The sequence below is a fragment of the Runella aurantiaca genome, from assembly GCF_003339505.1.
GTDB classification, from domain to species: domain Bacteria; phylum Bacteroidota; class Bacteroidia; order Cytophagales; family Spirosomataceae; genus Runella; species Runella aurantiaca.
The window spans coordinates 489,593-506,910 of the sequence record NZ_QPIW01000001.1; the positions used below are offsets into that span (position 1 = coordinate 489,593).

The window sequence follows — 17,318 nt, forward strand, 5'->3', positions numbered from 1 at the left end:
ATGTTTTGGTATGTATATAAATCTGAATTTTGCCAACAGAAAATCTTTACGGACTTCATTCCATGTTTGATAAGCAACCCTAAACACGTTACTGAAACCATGAAAAAGCGCTATTTATCATTCGTCTTATTATTGACAGTCTTGGCTTCTTGTTCCAAAAAAGAAAACGTAAGTCCTTTCTTTTTTTCGTGCACGATTGAAGGCAATAAATACACTATTGAAAATGAAATAGGTGCCTATGCGGTGGTTTTTAGCAATACGTCCAATACTATCTATGGAACTGAGTTGGAAAATGTAAAAACTGCTACGCCTCGTACCATGTACATCACTTTGGAGTCCACTAAGGGCGTAGGGGTACACCAATGCAACGGCAAAAACGCTATCTTTTTTGAAGATACCGACAAAGTGGTGTACCGAACCAATTTTAACAATGGTTCAGGGCAAATCGAAATCACCGAGAAAACCGCGGAAGTCATTAAGGGGAGATTTTCGGGCATTGCCAAATCATTTACAAATCCCATAAAAACCATCAACATCACCAGCGGAGAGTTTTCTGTCCGGTTTCGATAACAGACGCTTCTTTTTCCATCTTTTACCTCAACTCTCAAAATCATGCAAAAGCTATTTTTTATTTCAATCTTTAGTTTTTTGGCCTCTAATTTATTGGCTCAGAGTGTGTTGATTACGCCCAACCAAATGGAGGCAAAACAAAGCACAGCGGGTGATAATATCATTTTACAAGGAAGCAATCCTCCCAATATTTTTGCTAAACGGCATAATGGTACGCTTGCGCTGCCCACGGCAGTCGCCTCGGGTGACGATATTTTTATCCTTCAAGGGGCGGGACACAACGGAACCACCTTTACGGACTCAAGAGGTGCTATTCGGTTTGAGGCTACCCAAAATTGGAATACCACCCAAAACGGAACCCGCTTGCTATTTTTAACCACGGAAAATGGCAGTACGAACCAATTGGCGCGTATGGTCATTAATCAAAACGGAAGGGTGGGAATTGGAACCGATAACCCACTCGTTGATTTTGAAGTGGCGGGCAACGCTGGTATGGGCGTACGAACCTACGGCAACGGCAATACCTATAATTCACACATCTACGGAAGTCATGCGAGCGGTACGGAAAACGCCCCTTCGGCCTCGACCAACGACCAAATTTTGGCCCGTTTTGAAGGGCTTGGCCACAATGGTAGCTATTTTGAAGAAGGAGCCCGCATGGAAATCCGGTCGAAGGAAACTTGGGCCAGTGCCGAAAATGGGGCCGAAATCAACTTTTATACCACGCCCATCAACAACGACATTCCCCTCAAACGGATGACCATTGCTGAGAATGGAAATATCGGAATCAATACCAGTACGCCGACCTACCCGCTGGAAGTGTTGGCGACGACCGATGATGGCATTGCCGTGAAACGATTTGGCGACGCTCCCGCATTTTTTGGCGTATCGGCAGGCGGGAATATAAATGCCCCCGGGCCTTCGCTGGATGGCCATATTCTGGCCCGCTTTGGGGCACGAGGCTACGACGGAAACAATTTTACCAACGCCAAAGCGCGTATCGAAATGCGAACCACCGCCGACTGGAGCCCGACCAGCACGGGTGCCGCCATTGATTTCATAACAACCACGGCCGCAGGTACTACGCCTGTGGTAAATATGACTCTTTCGGGACCGGGTAATTTGGGGGTGGGACGACTGCCAACGTTAAGCTATCGACTTGAGGTAGAGGGCAATGCCTATAAAACCGTGGGCGGTGGCAACTGGGATTCGCCCTCAGACCGCCGTTTGAAAAAAGATATTACCTACCTCGACAGTCACGAAATACTCCAAAAAGTGTTGCAATTGAAGGGCGCAAATTACCGTTGGATTGACGAAAAGAAGGGCAAAGACCTGCAATTTGGCTTCATTGCACAAGAGTTGAGAGAGATATTCCCGACCAAAGTTCAGCAACATGCTGATGGATATTTGTCGGCTACCTACGGTGATTTTGACCCGATGCTGGTCGAATCCATTAAAGCGTTGAAGGCATTGATTGATGAACAGCGGGAAATGATTGCGGAGCAACGGGTAGAAATTGACCAATTAAAAACGGTTGTTTCGGCCAAAAATGACGTGTTGAATCAATCAAGCAGAACCAAAGAGTAATGACCATGATTCTCTTTACTTTAACTACCTTTGAGGCGGGTCAATACGTTGATTTTGAGAAGGTTGTTTGCATCACTGGTGACGGAAATTATTCCTGTATCCATTTGACCGACGGACAGAGATTGTTGGTGTCGAAGTGTTTGGAACAACTCGAACCGCGACTGCCGCACCGTCAATTTCTCCGAATTCATAAGCGTTACCTCATCAACCTGCGATTTGTGGAAAGTATCTTTCCGAAACAAATCAAGCTGACCGACGGCAAAGTCTACGCCGTAGCGCGTCGGCGGTGGCCGAGTGTCAATTCGTATTTTAAACAGAAAATACGACGCTAAAAAAACAACTGCCTCTACCCACCAAATGTTTGGCGGATAGAGGCAGTTATCTGACTCGGGAGTTGAAATTATTTTTGAGAGTTGGAGGCGTGAGAATTCTCCATCGGCTCCGCTTCTAACTCTGAGCCAGGCGTATCTTTTGTTTTACGTTTGAAAACCGCTTTTACCACAAAATAGATAATCAAAGCCGACAGAACACCCGTCAGGAAGTCGGTCAGCGGAACCATAAAGGCCGTGTAGGTCATCATGGCAAACTCAAACTTACCCTGATGCTTGATTTCGCGGATTTCGGAGGGTTTGATCATGTTGCTTGCCACCCAAACCAATATGCCCCCGATACAAGCCATCGGAATCAGTTCGAGATATTGGGCCAAATTGTAGGCCATGGCCAATTTTAAAGCTGCTTTAAAGTAACCTGCCAACGGCGTTTGGGCGCCTGCTTTGATGCTCGTAGCGGTGCGGGCCAGCGCTCCAGTACAAGGGAAACCCTGAACCAACGGTGTAAGGATTTGCACCATTCCTTGCCCAAAAAACTCTTTGTCGGGATTAAAGGGCGTTCTTTGGTTGTTGGCCAATTTATCAGCCATCGAGGAGCAAAGAATACTCTCAACACCCGACACAAACACGATGGCACAGACAAAATAGATAATATCAATGACAACGCTGCCGTTCAGTGCGGGTAGCATGGGCGGCGTAAATACAAAGAAATTGTTGGGGATAGAGCCGTAAAGGTCTTTGACCAAAATGATGTTTTTATCGGCTAGAAAGGTGGCCGAAAGCAGCGTAGCCAGTCCCATCGCAATGACTGGCCCGGGAATGAATACAGAAATTCGGAGTAAAGTTTTGGTTAAAGCGAAGGTCATCAGCCCCAAAAAAATCGACCAACCGTTGATTTTGTCGATGTTCCCAAACGCCGTAGTCAGGTTATGAATCAAACCGCCTTTGATGTCTTCGTCTTGTCCCATTAAATCCTTGAATGATTCGATGCCCAGAATATCTTCCACGTTTGTGAGTGCAATAGCCACCGCGATACCGATGGTAAAGCCCACAATAATGGAATTGGGGACAAGCTTGGCGTAGCGCCCAAAACCATAAATACCCATGATGATGAGTATAACGCCAGAAATCATAGAAACCAAAATCAAAAACCCGTGGGCCGTTTCAAAATCGCCACCATTGGCGGGGCCGTATTTGGTAATCAAGCCCGCAATGACGGGAATGAACGCGGCGGTAGGGCCGTAGACTTGGTATTTGGAGCCGCCGAAAGTACGTCCAACCACGCAGGCCAACGCGCCCGCAATGATGCCGTGTTCGGGGCGCATTCCCATTGCCATCGCAAAGCCCATCGCCATCGGAATGGCCGTCATGGCCACAATCAGCCCCGCGCTAAAATCCCGATAAACGGTTTTGGCCCAGTTGTCTCTTGTCAGGTCTTCCCAGCGGGAATCAAACAAAGTAAAGAAGAGTTTCAGGCGGGTAGCGGGCGTGGTAGGAAATAATTTCTTGTTCATTTCATTTTAAATAAAAAGTGCAATTAATTGTTCTTGTTCTGTTTGCTTGTAATCGGTGCCCCAGTCAATTTCTGTGACGGGAACCTTGGCTTTTTTCAGGATGGGTAAGGGGTTAAATCCATTTTTTGCGGGTTTTAAGTGATAGGTTTTAGGAAGGTAGATTTCGTTAATTTTGTTGGCGTCTACGTAGTTATTCAAATAGCCATTGGTGTTCATGGTCAATAAGTCAATTGAAATATCCAATAGCTTACCTTCAAAGCGATTTTTAATGATTTCGAGGGCTTCTTTAAACTCATTGGTGACGAGGGCTTTTATTCTATTTTCTGCCGAATAGAATAATAATTCAGTAATTGAATTGTCGGGGTATTCGGCATAAATAAGCACCACCCGGGTGGGTTGGTCGATATGCGATGCCAAAGCGAGTTTCAAAGTGTTGAGCGATGCAACACAAAAATCGGTAGGGATTAAAATAGTTTTTGTTGCCATGCCTTGCGTTAGGTTATGGACACAAAACTATTTTGGCGTTATTAAGAGCCTCTAAGAATGAGATTAGAAATTGATAAGAAAGGAATTTTTTTGCCGACTAAGCCAGTGGGACAAGGCAAAACACCGCCTTGCGGCAGAGGGTAAGTAGAAGAAATCCCGAATCCGTGGTCTGTGTCTCCACAGACCTTACCCTTTATTAAGTCTGCTTTAAAATCGTTTTCAGAGAGGCTTTTAGTAAGTCTGTGAAGACACAGACCACGGTGGAGAAATTGATAAGAAAGGAATTATTTTGCCGACTAAGCCGGTGGGACAAGGCAAAACACCGCCTTGCAGCATAGGGTAAGTGGAAGGAATCCGTGGTCTGTGTCTCCACAGACCTTACCCTTTATTAAGTCTGCTTAAAAATCGTTTTCAGGGAGGCTTTTAGTAAGTCTGTGAGGACACAGACCACGGTGGAGCATTGGGTAAGTAGAAGGTATCACCCACAGAAACGGCCTTTGCTTGCTTTAGTTGGCTTAAACACCAACAATGGCTTAAAGCACTTTGGGCGGTGTCTGAGCAGGAGGAGGTAGTCTAACAGTTTAGCGGCTAACCGAAGGGGGCGATTACGAAACAGTTCACTATTAATACACAATACACCATCCCGCTAGCTAGCGGGATGGACGCGAGGCAGAATGTTCAATTAACCACTGAACCCGCTTTTTTGCCAAATGCCGTTTATGGGCAGGTTTTCTTGTTTTGGCAGGGCAAAGAACAATCATTGCTTGATAGCATAGCCCATATAAAATATATTCATATCATTGCTTTCTTTCAATTGAAAGTTTTTGCCAAGTTCAGCGTAGCCCCATTCTCCTTTTACTCTTTTTCTTAAATAACCCAACATTTTTGGAATGGAAACACTTGGTGATGTTCCTTTATGTTCTTTCCAATCCAGTTTATTTTGGGCAAGAAGTGTTTTTAGTTCTTCGGGCTTAATAAACATATCCCAGTTATGAATATTGGGTGGCATAAACGCCCAACGTTTCCATTCCTGCCAAATTTTAATAGCGACCAATTTGCTAATGAAAGTTCTATTCAGCGTATCATAATAAAATACACCGTTTGGTTTTAATACTCTTGAAATTTCTGAAATTGTTTTGGGCAAATCCATGACGTGTTCCAACACATCGCAACATACTACACAATCAAATGATTGGTCAGGATAAGGAAGGTTTTCGCTAAATCCTTTGTCGTATTTAATGGTTAAACCACTAAGGCGTGCGTGGTTGATGGCTGTATTTAATGATTGTTCGGCAGGCTCAATCCCAGTGGTAGTGAACCCCAGTTTAGCAACTTCTTCTGTAAGTATCCCGCCACCTGAACCAACTTCTAACGCTGTTTTGCCCTGCGGGTCTATAGCAAGTTTGTGTAGTACTTTCTTAAAATAGCCAACTCTGCAAGGGTTAAGACTTGTTTTCAGAAGGTGTAACATTGAATCTGGTTGCCACCAAATATCACCTTCCCCTTTGTAATAATCGTTGTCTATTTTTGCATAGACTTCTTGTGTTACTTTTTCCATTGCATTTCTTGTTTTGCTTTTTCTTACTTGTAAGGCTATTCGGTTTCGCCCTTGTTTTCTACAAAAAAACTACTTGAAGAAATGAAAGTCATTCGCCTATGCTAATAAATTACTTTTTTACTGCTTCTAATGCGGCTAAGTGATGATGGCAAAATGCCGAGGTACGCTGCAATGAGATATTGTGGTACCCTTTGGAGCAAGTCGGGCATATTTGTCAATATTTGACTATATCGTGCCTCAGCATCCTTGGAAACCAACTCGGAAACCTGAGAATACAGATTCTTGGTACACTGAGAATAAAGTAGATGTGAGTATACCGAAATTTTTGGACTCTTAATACAAGCCAGTTCCCAATCTTCTTTTGATAGAAACCAGAGTGAGCTAGCTTCAAATGTTTCAACGGTCAATTGAGCTTTATTGCCAGAAATAAAACTTTCCATATCAGAAATCCACTCGTTTTCCCTCGCAAATGTAATGACTCTGATTTGTCCGTCATCCAGCGTCTTATAGTTATAAGCAAGACCCTTCTCCACAAAAAAAAGCTTGTTGTTAAAGTCTCCTTCAGCGACCAAGATCTGCTTTCTCATGGTTGTCATACGTTTGAAGCATGGTCGAATGCTTTCAAATTCTGCTTTGGTCATACTTCCTACCTTATTGTTGATATCTTGGTAAAGTCCGTCTAATTCCATAAAGTGTAAGATTGAATTTTATTGCCATCTAATATCACCTTCTCCTTTGTAATAATCGTTGTCTATTTTTGCATAGACTTCTTGTGTTACTTTTTCCATGAATTTCTTGTGTTGCTTTTTCCTATCTCGTAAGGCTTTTCGGTTTTGTTCCGTTTTTGAGTGGCCGCTGGTCTCCACTTTCTTCTTGTCAGTTTGTGTAAGCTATGACATTTTATAAACTTGCCCATAACGTTTTGGCGCTTAGTGCAGTGGCGGATTTTGGAACACAAAACTGTCAATACACCACAAAAGTTGATGCGAGGTAGAATGTTCAATGAAGCATTTTACCTGTCATTGAGCCAAACGCCTGTTATGTCTTCGTACTTTTGTCATTTTATCATTTTTTTATAGTGGTCTTCATATCCTGTAACTTTGAATAATTCTGCAAAAGCGTCCTTAAAGTCTTGGTAATTGAACTCTTTAATATCAAAAATATTTTGTCCAAGCGAATGTGATTCACGGTTTACATATCTGTTAAACGATTGAAACCTATTTATTTGCATTTCTTTTTTTTGAAATACGTTGTTCAAGTCGCTCTTTTCTACAAAGTTGAAGAAATATTCAATTATGTTTCTCATACAATTTGCAATCAAAGCCGCAGGTTGCTTATCGTCTTTGACGATAAACCAATAAGCATGATAATCATTTTGAATTTCTTCATAACTCATTTCAAGAATTTCACTACCTGTTTCGTTTTTTCTAAGTCGGAAAAGTTTTTGCTGTTCTTTTCGTCTTTCCTTATTTGTATCGGTCATTTCGTAAAAGAAATACAAACTATGTGTAAGCAAAAATACCTGCTCGTATTTATCGCTTCTTAAAAACTCATTGTGAATTAGTCTGCCGACATTAAAGATATAAATATGAGATAAACTTGAAATCGGATCATCTATAACAACTACTTTCTTTTTCCCAGTTTCTGTTGCTTCTTTTTTTCCTCTACACAATTCAATAAAATACAGAAAACTGATAATCATTTTCTCTCCCTCACTCAACGATCGAAAAACTTTTTCTTGGTTTTCACCTCGCACAATCTTGTAAAAATTGTCAGAATGTTTTTTGATTTCAAAATCTGTAATCCCTAAATCAATTAACCCATTATTGATGTTCGTTATAGCCTCCTCAATATTTACAGTTTGTTTTTGTTGATCCGAAATAATTGTGTTTTGAGAAGTGGTTTTTGTTGAAATTTCTTCTAAAACGGTTTCTAATGTTTCTATTTTGATTTTTGATGCCGCTTTGGTAGCATTTAAGTAGCTTATAGTTTGGTCATAATCCCAACGCATTATTTCCCAAAAAGTATTTTTAATTTTGGTTTTTACAGTTTTTTTTTGGTCAATGTTTCTGTTGTGTTCATCAACAAGTTCGTTGACTTTTTGAATAACATCATTTACTTCTTCAAGTGCCTTTGTAGAAATTTTGGGTGTAATAGAGACGCTTGGCGTTTTGATTTTATCTTCAATCAGTTTCTTGTTGCCTTCAATAACTTTAATAAATGTACTAAATTTTATCTCAAAATCTTTTTTGTGTGTCTCAAATTTGGGATTTGCTTCAAAAACAGACTTATCAGGAATATTTAGAATTGCTTGTGAATACCTGTCTAAAAAAGATTTTAAAGAATTTATATCTTCCTCATAGGAAGCGTCAAAGTAATTTTTGATACTTTCTATTAGATTGTTTGAAATAGTTTTTTCTTGACAAAATGGACAAGTTGCGTTTTCTTGTATTTGCTCCTTTGGTAAATACTGTAAACCTTGCTTTACCCAATCAGAATTGCCAAGCACCTTGATTAGCTGTGAAACCGTACTGTTTTCATTTCCTACGATTTGTTTGCTAAAAATGGATTCGGTTTCTATGTCTTGAGTATCAAATCTGATCTGAGATAAAGCTGAATATTTTTGAGCGTTGTCGCCTGATATTGATTGTAAATCATTTTTTAGGTCGTCAATACTTTTTGTTGGTTTTTGAGATGGCTTGTTTAAACCACCAATGTGGTTAAACAAACTTTCTTTGGAACCTTTTAAATTTTCCAAACAAAACTCTAAAACTCTATCGCCTCCGCTATAATCTGTTTTAATTTTCCAAATAATATTTTTTACATTTTCTATCTTTTGATTTATAGACAATTTTTCGAATTCAAGTTCTTGTTTTTTTTTGACTTTTTCAACTTCAAGTTTTGCAATTTCCTTATGAGCATTTGCAATTTTTGATTCAGCTTCTTTATTCTCTTTTGAAAGGGTAAATATTCCTTTCAAATTTTCTGCTTCAAAAAAGGTTTCTTGAATAAAAGTCTGATTGTAAACAAGTATTTTGTGATTATCGTCTAACCCTTCAACAGAACAACTTTTATATTTTTCGTCTGCTTGTTGGTGTAAATAATCTGAAAACGTACTCTTTCCTGTTCCGTTTAAGCCATAAATAAGGTTTACCTTTTTATCGGTTTCCAAAGCCGTTTGGCTTTTGTAGCTCGATATTTTATTTAGGTTTATTTTAGTTATCATTTCAATCTTGATAAGCGGTGTCGTTTTTGAGCATGAGGCATAACAGAGGGCAAATGGGTGAAGTCTGTTGGCGAGAGCCAATCCTATTTTATCCATTTGCCTGTTTGACGCCGTTGATTTTTTAAGGCGTTTTATCCCTAATAAAGACAAACATTCCTCTTTTCTACGTCAATCCCATAAAATAGTTATCAAACGGTATCTGAAGTGTTCGGAATGGGATACTACAAGGCCAAACAAGGCAATGAAAGGTGGCATTGAGTTGGTAAAGAGGAAGGGCGTCGCAACCACAAAAGTAAGGCTAGTTCCTAGTTGCCCGTTTTATGGGTAAGCTGTGGTGGGTGGGAACTGAATCAGCGGGAGTTTTATCTGCACCTTGGTGCCCGCATTGAGGGCTGAACTAACCAGAAGCTCGCCCTTGTGAAGGTTAATCACGTTGCGCGTCAGCGGGAGTCCGATGCCGTAGCCTTCGTACAGTTTGGTGTTGGAAGCCCTGAAAAAAGGGTCGTAGATGTAGGCCATTTCAGCTTCGGGAATACCGATGCCGAGGTCTTCAATAATGATGACAACCTGCGTGTTGCTGGAGGCGATATGGACCGTTACGGGGCTGTTGTTTGAGTACTTGCAGGCATTGTTGAGGAGATTGGCAAAGGCGAGGTGCAGCAGTTGTTTATTGCCTTTTACTTTTAGCTTTTTGGGGTCTTCGGGCAGCAGGTTCAGGTCAACAAAGATTTTATTGTCGGGATTAAGCTTGTCAATCAGCCCCTTCGTTTCCCAGATAATTTCGTCGATGCGCAGCATTTCAAAGACGATGGTCTTCCCTTTATAGCCCGTTTGGGCCAGAAAAAGCAAGGATTTGGTGATTTGGTCGAGCCGTTCGGCCTGTTGGAGAATACTGTTCAGGGATTGCTCGTACTCTTGGGGAGTTCTAACTTTGAGCAAGGCTACATCGGCCTCGCCGATGATGGTCGTCAGCGGAGTGCCTAGCTCGTGAGAGGCGTTGCTGATAAAATTCTTTTGGGTTTCAAAGGCCGTTTCAATTCGGCTCAGTAGGTCGTTAAAGGTATTTATCAGCTCACTGATTTCGTTGTTGTTGACGCTGTTGTTTTCGAGGCGAAGGTGGATATTTTCGGTGCTGATTTGTTTTACGTTGTCCGTAATTTCTTTAATGGGTTTGAAAATGTGTTTTGAAAAATAAACCGAGAGCGATAGCACAATCAGCACCAACAACACAATACTCCCAAAGAGCATATTTCTTAAAAAAATGAGGTGGTGGGTGACGTAGTAATTTTCGGCCGATACAATCACAAGATGCTGATTGGGTCCGTTTTGAATTTTACTGCCCGCGAAAAAAAAGCTTCCCTCTTTTTCTTGTGCCTTACCTTCCTTCAATAATGTTTCTAAAAAAGTTTTCGGTAATTTATGTTTTTTAGATAGCGAATCAAGCGTAAGTTCGGGCGTTATTTTAATGATATATTCTTTCTCTTTTTCGAGTTTTTCGAGGTGCTGATTTTTAATGGATTTTAGATAGGCAGCATCAAGGGTGTCGCTGTTGAAGTTATATTTGGCCGAAATGCGCACCCGAGTTTCGAGCCTTTTATAAAAATCAACGTACGAATAATTATTTAAAAAATAGTAAATAATGGTACTGAATAAAATAACAATGGATATACAAAGTATGCCCAATAATAATGCTATTTTAGTTTGTGTTTTCATTTCTCTTTTAGAATATACCCCATCCCAACAACCGTATGAATCAACTCATTTTCAGGGTCAATTTTTTTGCGTAGATAATTAATATAAACATCTACGACATTGGTGCCCAAATTAAAATTAATATCCCAAGCACTCTCCAATATATCTATTCTTGAAAGGACTTTTCCCTTATTTTTTAATAAAACCAACAACAAGCGGTATTCGGTGGCGGTCAAAGAAATGACGTTGCCGTTTTTGGCGACTGTTTTGGCATCATCGTTGACCATTAAGTCGCCGATGAGGTATACATTTTTGGATTTTTCTTCTTGACTGTCTTCTTTTTGAGAGGAGCGTCGCAAAAGCGCGTTAATTCGGGCGTGCAGCTCAATGAATTTAAAAGGCTTGACGAGGTAATCATCGGCCCCAATGTTCAGTCCGAGGGCAATGTTTTCGGACGTGCCCAAAGCCGACAGAAAAAGAACGGGAGATTTGATATTTCTGATTCTCAGTTCTTTACATACTTCAAGGCCGTTTTTGTCGGGCAACATAATGTCCAAAATAAAAAGGTCGAACGAAGATTCTAAGGCCATATTGATGGCGGTGTTTCCGTCAAATGCGACCGATACTTCATAATTTCCTTCTGTCAATCCTTTTTTTATAAAGTCTACTACGCTTGTTTCATCTTCTACCAGCAGTATTTTTTTCATGTACTCTTCGTCTTTACTGTTTATGGAATACTGATTTTATGGGGCTTTGTTCAAGTCAATTTTGGCAAAGTAACGAAGAAAAAGAACGTTTTGAACGTTGAATTATCGTTTAGATGAGATAAGCGACCGTATTTATTTGGCACTACCCGAAGGATACAGCAGTCGAAACGCGTTAAAAATGGCTTGGTGGGTGATGGTGGCGTGGTCTTCCTGCGGCAAATAATCAAAATGAACACTGACGTTTTTGCTTTTCGTCGTTTTGAGTCGTTCTACCAGCAGGTTTGCGTCCACTTCCATTACGTGCGGGATGTCGCTCGGGGCAAGTCCTTCCTTCCCAACCCCGATGTAAACGTCCGTTTTGGACTTGAAAGATTCTTCAAAAAGGAGAGAAGATTGTTTTAGTAACGAGGCATTGTCCCACCAAAGACTCGGGCTAATGATGATGTACTTGGTAAAAAGAGTGGTTTTTTTGAGTAAAATTTCGGTGGCCAAAAGCCCGCCCAGCGATTGCCCGATGAGTGTTTTTGAGTTGGTCGTTTTATAGGTGCGCTCGATGTATGGCTGCAACTCTTTTTCCAGAAAAGCGATGAATTTTTCGGATTTTCCAGCGGTTTTGTTGCGCTTTTTGTCGGATTCAATGCTCGTTGGGTACGTAAAATCCCGCCTGCGGTCGGTATTGGCAATGCCCACCACGATGGATTTGGGAATGCGGTTGATCCACGAAAAAGTATTGAACTGTACCAACCCGACCACGTGGATGAAGTCTTCGTCGGCCGAGCCATCCAGGAGATAAATAACGGGGTATTTTAGCGTGTCGTTTTTGTTGTAACCCTCGGGAAGGTAAATGTTGAGGATTCTTTTTTCCGCCAGTTGCTCCGACGCTATTTCGTCAATCAGGCCGAGTACAAAGGGCTTGGAAGGACTTGACTGAGCAAAAGACAGTGTAATACAGAAAAGTAGCGAGAGTATGGAAAAGGCTGCTTTCATAAAAAGTGGTGAAAAGTCAAGGCTTACAGATGGTTTTTAACGGTACAGTATTTACTTCATTTCTCATCCGTATTCAGCCAAATGACCTTTTGTTCTGGTTGGTGAGACTGCCCGACGATGTCTTTGTATAAGTCGGGCCGTCTTGCTTTGATGTAGCGGTGGCCGCCTGCCTGCGTCAATTTTTCGGGAATGAGCGTAGCGCAGACAAAGCTATCGTCGAACGAACGGCATTCGGCAATAATATCTCCAAAGGGATCAATAATCATCGAACAACCGTTTTTCAATTGGTCGTCGTCCATGCCGATTGGATTTGAAAAAATGGCGTAGATGGCATTGTCGTAGGCGCGGGCTGGGAGCCATTTCAGGAGCCACTCACGTCCTTTCAAACCGTCAAATTCCGCCCTTAACGAAGTGGGGTCATTCTCGCGATTTTCCCACAATTTTGGATCTACAAAACCTGCGCCTGGTCGGGTAGAAGGAGTACACATCGTGACGTGAGGCATGAAAATAATATCGGCCCCCAGCAACTTTGTGGCTCTTACGTTTTCGATGATATTGTTGTCATAACAAATCAAAATGCCGCATTTCCAGCCCTGAATGTCGAACACGCAATACTGGTCACCGGGTGTTAAATACGGATTGATGAACGGGTGCAATTTGCGGTATTTGGCCACCAATCCGTTTTTGTCTACGCACACGTAGGCTTTAAACAGACGGTCATGTTCGTCTTTTTCAAAAAGTCCCGCCAATACAACAATGTTATGGGCTTTTGCGGTTTCGGTAAGTTTTAAAATGCTTTCCCCGGCAGGAATAAATTCTGCCAAATCAAGCATTTGCTCTTTGGAAAGATGCCGTGCAAACGTATAACCCGTAATCGAGCATTCATGAAAAGCAATGACGTTTGCGCCTTTTGCCGCTGCTTTTTGGGATAGCTTTTCAATGACTGATAAATTATAGGATTTGTCGCCGCTTTTATGCTCAAACTGAGCCGTCGCTATTTTCAACTTGTTCATGGAATACTGAGAATTGATTGTCACGCTGGCATTAGTAAATGAAGATTTACTGTTTACCGCGATGTATTATTATTCGTGTTTTTACAAAAGTGATTATTTTCCTTGTTTTGAGCGAATAACCACATTTTAGAACTTTTGTACCTTTAGAATCCGCAATTTTTTAATGCTGATTTTTAGAGTACAAGTATTGATTGGCTGTTTTTTGCAACAGGTGTTTTTTATGTTTTGGGATAAAGAAGAACACAAAAGTTGAAAGTGCTGACTTCATCCATTTTTTAAATTAAATTTTACTAACGGGGTTCAGGGACGGGGATTCCCTGTTTTACGTCCACATTATGATACGCAACAATTTTCCACGCATTTCCTTGACGAATCATCACTTGCAAAAGTCGGGTGCGTAAACGCCCCTTTTCGTCAAGGTAAGCGCCTCGGGGAGGGCCCTGATTTGAAAATCCAGAAACCCACGTGAGGGTTTCGACAATGACGGCGTCAGGATTGGCGAATTTGAAGGAAACCGTTTCCTGTTTCATCACCGTTTTGTTGAATATCCCTTTGAAAATCTGGTCATGCCGCGCCTGAAACTCGTTTTGTCCCACAAAAAAAGTCCCTAAAATATTGGTAAATGTACCGTCGGTGGCAAAATGCTTGGCGTAAGTTTGGGCATCTCCGTTGTTCCAAGCCACCACTTCTTCATTGATAATGTTCTGAATTGCCACGGAGTCGGTGGGGCTTTGGGCTTGGGTAGCTGTTGCCCAAAACACGATAGCCAGAAAGCCAATTGGTTTCTTTAAAAAGCGTTGTTTCATGGGATTTGTTGAGCTTAGGATTTTGACCGTTCAAGTTAGCAAAAAAGCGTGGACGGCTCTACTGTCTGTATTCCAAAATGGCGCTATAAAAATCAGTTTGTTTGAGTATTGTTGCGTTGGATATACACAAACAGGGCAGGCGCCTTACTTGGATAATCGCTCAATTGCTTCCGCTTTGGATTCAACAAAATTGACGTGTCCGTGCTTGTTGCTCTCAAAAATAAAGTCTTTAATGCTTTTGCTCTGATACGCGCTGAAATCGCCCACAATGGCCAAACGAACCCGATAATTAGAGAATTTCTGAAGTATTTCGCCCGCAATACCCGTTTTTAAATCAAAGAAATCAGGGGTGATATTTTGTTGGTAAAGGAAGATTCTATCAAAATCCTGATAATACAGATTCCCCAATAAATCGAGTCCTTCTTCGGCGTTGCCAATCACGGTTGTATCTGAAATGACCTCGGCTATTTTCACGCCGTTGCGTTGGTGTGTTTGAATTTTCATCTTTCAATGCATCTATATCTTCAACAAAAAATGTGCAATCATGAAGTAAGTTCCAATGCCGACCAGGTCGTTGGCGGTGGTGATGAAAGGGCCAGAAGCCACGGCAGGATTGATGCCAAAGCGGTTGAGAATCAGCGGAGTAATGGTCCCCATGAAAGAAGCTAACAACACCACGGCCAGTAATGATAAACTCACCACCCAGAAAAGCTGGGTTTCGCTGAAAATTAGCACGTAGACCCCCGCCAAAATGCCGATAATCAGACCATTGAGGGCGGCAATGGCCACTATTTTTAGTAAACGTTCTTTCCAGCTTATTTCCAGACCCGTTTTGTCGGCGAGGGCCTGTACGATGAGCGAAGCGGTTTGGATGCCTACGTTGCCGCCCGTAGAACCCATGATGGGAATAAACATGGCCAACGCGGCAATTTTGGTCAATTCTCCTTCAAAAAAGCGAATGACCGTGGCGGCCATCAAGCTGCCGATTACGCCCACGATGAGCCACGGCAAACGCGCCTTTACTTGGTCCCAAAGGCTGTCGTCTTCTTCGACCTCACCCGTAATACCCGAAATCGCCTGAATGTCTTCTTCGGCTTTTTCGGTCACTACGTCCAAAATATCGTCAATCGTAATTCGCCCCAACAGGCGTTTTTGCACGTTGACGACGGGAATGGCTTCCAAGTCGTAGCGCTGCATGATTTCGGTGACTTCTTCTACGGGGCGGTAGGTTTCGACGTAATGAATGTCTTCGTCGAATATGTTGATGATTTTGGTGTTTTTGCGAGCCAACACCAAGTTTTTGAGTGAAATCAGCCCCAAAAGTGTTTGTTCGTCGTCTACCACGTACACGGCGTAGACTTTTTCAACGTCTTCGGCTTGTTTTCTGATTTCTTCGATGCACTCATTGACCGTCCAGTTGGCGTTGGCTTTGACCAACTCTTTTTGCATCAATCCCCCCGCCACGTCTTCGTCGTAGGGGAGCAGGTCAATGATAAAACGCGCTTGCTCGCGGTCTTGCAACAAACCAATGACCTCTTCGCGAATTTGAATGGGTTGCTCTTTGAGCAAATCCACGGCGTCGTCGGAGTCAAATACCTCGATGTAACGGGCGATTTCGACGGAGGAAAAATCCTGAAGAAAGCGTCGTCGGTCATCTTCGTCGATGTTGGCCAGAATCTCCGCCCCAATTTCCGTCGTCAATAAGCTAAACAGATAATGCGCCTGCTCGGTATCAAGTTCGTACAAAATACTGCTGATATCGGCCGGATACAGTTCCTCCATGGCCGCGCGCAGATACTTTTCGTCGTGCGCTTCAACGGCTTTTTCAATTTCCTCAAGGTATTCTTTGGTCAACTCAAACGTCATTGCGCGTCAATGGTCAGGATGTGGGGTAAGTTTGGGAAATAGACGGAATGTTGACTCCGGACGATTTTAGACTAAAAAAGGTCTTCTTCAAACGATAGATTATCAGCCTCAAGCTGCGGGCTTTTGTCGGCGGTCGGTTGGCTATGAGTGGTGACTAAGTTTGTCAGCAATACAAATTCTGCCACGCCTAGTTGCTCGGCCCGTTTGTCCAACAAAGGATGGTCAAACTGAATTCCCAAGGGTTTGAGGGCGTTTCGTAGGGTTTTGCGTCGTTGATTAAACCCTGCTTTTACGACCTGAATAAACTTCTTTTCGTCACATTCCAAGTGCGTTACGGCGTTGCGTTTCAATCGAATCACGCCAGAAGTCACCTTTGGAGGTGGTTCGAAGGCTTCGGGCGGAACCGAAAATGAATATTCAATGTCGTAATAGGCCTGCAACAACACGCTCAAAATTCCGTAATCTTTTTTCCCAGGGGGCGAAGCAATACGCATCGCCACTTCTTTCTGGAACATACCGACAATTTCGGGTACGAAATCTTTGTATTCCAGTGCTTTAAACAAGATTTGGGACGAAATGTTGTAAGGGTAATTGCCGATTATGGCAAATTTGGGCGATTCTCCGTCAATTGCGTTCGCGTCTTTTTGGGTTACGGATTCTATCCATTCTTTCAAATTCATGCGCAAAAAATCGCCTTCAATGATGCGGCCTTCGAGGGCAGGAAAATTGATTTTCAGGTAAGCGACCGACTCGCGGTCTATTTCGATGACGTAGGTCGAATATTCTGATTTTGGCAATATAAACTGCGTCAGTACGCCCATTCCGGGGCCAATTTCCAGCACAGTGTCGTACTTTCCGTGTCCTGACAACAAATCAGCGATGCGTTTTGAGGCGTCTAGGTCACGCAAAAAATGTTGTCCTAAGTGTTTTTTGGGTCTTACTTTCATGCTTTTGGGGGCAAGCCATTGGCTTGTTTA

Annotated in this window: 16 protein-coding genes; 3 read left to right on the forward strand and 13 right to left on the reverse strand. The window is 42.3% G+C overall.

The genetic code is table 11. The features are described from left to right. Window positions 1-99: 99 nt before the first annotated feature. Genes DVG78_RS02145 through DVG78_RS02155 form a run of 3 tightly spaced genes read left to right on the forward strand, consistent with a single transcriptional unit; the run spans window position 100 to window position 2,489 of the window. A complete protein-coding gene (locus DVG78_RS02145) occupies window positions 100-570 on the forward strand; it encodes a hypothetical protein (RefSeq protein WP_147276961.1) in 471 nt (156 codons plus the stop codon). A gap of 42 nt (window positions 571-612) precedes the next feature. Next, window positions 613-2,157 carry a tail fiber domain-containing protein gene (locus DVG78_RS02150; RefSeq protein ID WP_114459413.1) on the forward strand — a complete coding sequence of 515 codons (1,545 nt, stop codon included), beginning with the start codon at window positions 613-615 and terminating at the stop codon, window positions 2,155-2,157. A 5-nt stretch (window positions 2,158-2,162) separates the two neighbouring features. Next, window positions 2,163-2,489 carry a LytR/AlgR family response regulator transcription factor gene (locus tag DVG78_RS02155; protein WP_158549947.1) on the forward strand — a complete coding sequence of 109 codons (327 nt, stop codon included), beginning with the start codon at window positions 2,163-2,165 and terminating at the stop codon, window positions 2,487-2,489. Between the two features lie 68 nt (window positions 2,490-2,557). Here the strand turns inward: DVG78_RS02155 and DVG78_RS02160 are convergent, their stop codons facing one another. The 13 genes from DVG78_RS02160 to rsmA form a co-directional block, all read right to left on the reverse strand. Continuing rightward, on the reverse strand, window positions 2,558-4,000 hold the full coding sequence (locus tag DVG78_RS02160; RefSeq protein WP_114459415.1) for a SulP family inorganic anion transporter: 1,443 nt from the start codon (window positions 3,998-4,000) through the stop codon (window positions 2,558-2,560). A gap of 6 nt (window positions 4,001-4,006) precedes the next feature. Further along, window positions 4,007-4,486 (reverse strand): hypothetical protein, encoded by a 480-nt coding sequence (locus tag DVG78_RS02165; RefSeq protein ID WP_114459416.1) that lies wholly within the window; start codon window positions 4,484-4,486, stop codon window positions 4,007-4,009. Window positions 4,487-5,243: 757 nt separating this feature from the next. Next, window positions 5,244-6,044 (reverse strand): bifunctional 2-polyprenyl-6-hydroxyphenol methylase/3-demethylubiquinol 3-O-methyltransferase UbiG, encoded by an 801-nt coding sequence (gene ubiG, locus DVG78_RS02170; protein ID WP_114459417.1) that lies wholly within the window; start codon window positions 6,042-6,044, stop codon window positions 5,244-5,246. Window positions 6,045-6,145: 101 nt separating this feature from the next. Continuing rightward, complete coding sequence (locus tag DVG78_RS02175) at window positions 6,146-6,733, reverse strand: Crp/Fnr family transcriptional regulator (RefSeq protein ID WP_114459418.1); 588 nt, start codon at window positions 6,731-6,733, stop codon at window positions 6,146-6,148. 368 nt (window positions 6,734-7,101) lie between these two features. Beyond that, window positions 7,102-9,366: an AAA family ATPase gene (locus DVG78_RS02180; protein WP_199563179.1), complete on the reverse strand. Its 2,265-nt coding sequence runs from the start codon at window positions 9,364-9,366 to the stop codon at window positions 7,102-7,104. Between the two features lie 222 nt (window positions 9,367-9,588). Next, window positions 9,589-10,983, reverse strand: coding sequence for a sensor histidine kinase (locus DVG78_RS02185; protein WP_114459419.1), 1,395 nt, complete (start codon window positions 10,981-10,983; stop codon window positions 9,589-9,591). Next, a complete protein-coding gene (locus tag DVG78_RS02190; RefSeq protein ID WP_114459420.1) occupies window positions 10,980-11,669 on the reverse strand; it encodes a response regulator transcription factor in 690 nt (229 codons plus the stop codon). Before DVG78_RS02190 ends, DVG78_RS02185 begins: the two co-directional genes overlap by 4 nt. Before the next feature lie 132 nt (window positions 11,670-11,801). Further along, window positions 11,802-12,656: an alpha/beta hydrolase gene (locus tag DVG78_RS02195; RefSeq protein ID WP_114459421.1), complete on the reverse strand. Its 855-nt coding sequence runs from the start codon at window positions 12,654-12,656 to the stop codon at window positions 11,802-11,804. A 56-nt stretch (window positions 12,657-12,712) separates the two neighbouring features. Then, window positions 12,713-13,669, reverse strand: a complete 957-nt coding sequence (locus DVG78_RS02200; protein ID WP_114459422.1) for a nitrilase family protein — start codon at window positions 13,667-13,669, stop codon at window positions 12,713-12,715. A gap of 290 nt (window positions 13,670-13,959) precedes the next feature. Then, a complete protein-coding gene (locus DVG78_RS02205; RefSeq protein ID WP_114459423.1) occupies window positions 13,960-14,475 on the reverse strand; it encodes an SgcJ/EcaC family oxidoreductase in 516 nt (171 codons plus the stop codon). Between the two features lie 144 nt (window positions 14,476-14,619). Then, window positions 14,620-14,979 carry a DUF4180 domain-containing protein gene (locus tag DVG78_RS02210; protein ID WP_114459424.1) on the reverse strand — a complete coding sequence of 120 codons (360 nt, stop codon included), beginning with the start codon at window positions 14,977-14,979 and terminating at the stop codon, window positions 14,620-14,622. A gap of 12 nt (window positions 14,980-14,991) precedes the next feature. Continuing rightward, a complete protein-coding gene (gene mgtE / locus DVG78_RS02215; RefSeq protein ID WP_114459425.1) occupies window positions 14,992-16,341 on the reverse strand; it encodes a magnesium transporter in 1,350 nt (449 codons plus the stop codon). Between the two features lie 71 nt (window positions 16,342-16,412). Beyond that, entirely contained in the window at window positions 16,413-17,288 is an 876-nt protein-coding gene (rsmA, locus tag DVG78_RS02220) for a 16S rRNA (adenine(1518)-N(6)/adenine(1519)-N(6))-dimethyltransferase RsmA (protein ID WP_229598106.1), read from the reverse strand. Window positions 17,289-17,318 lie beyond the last annotated feature (30 nt).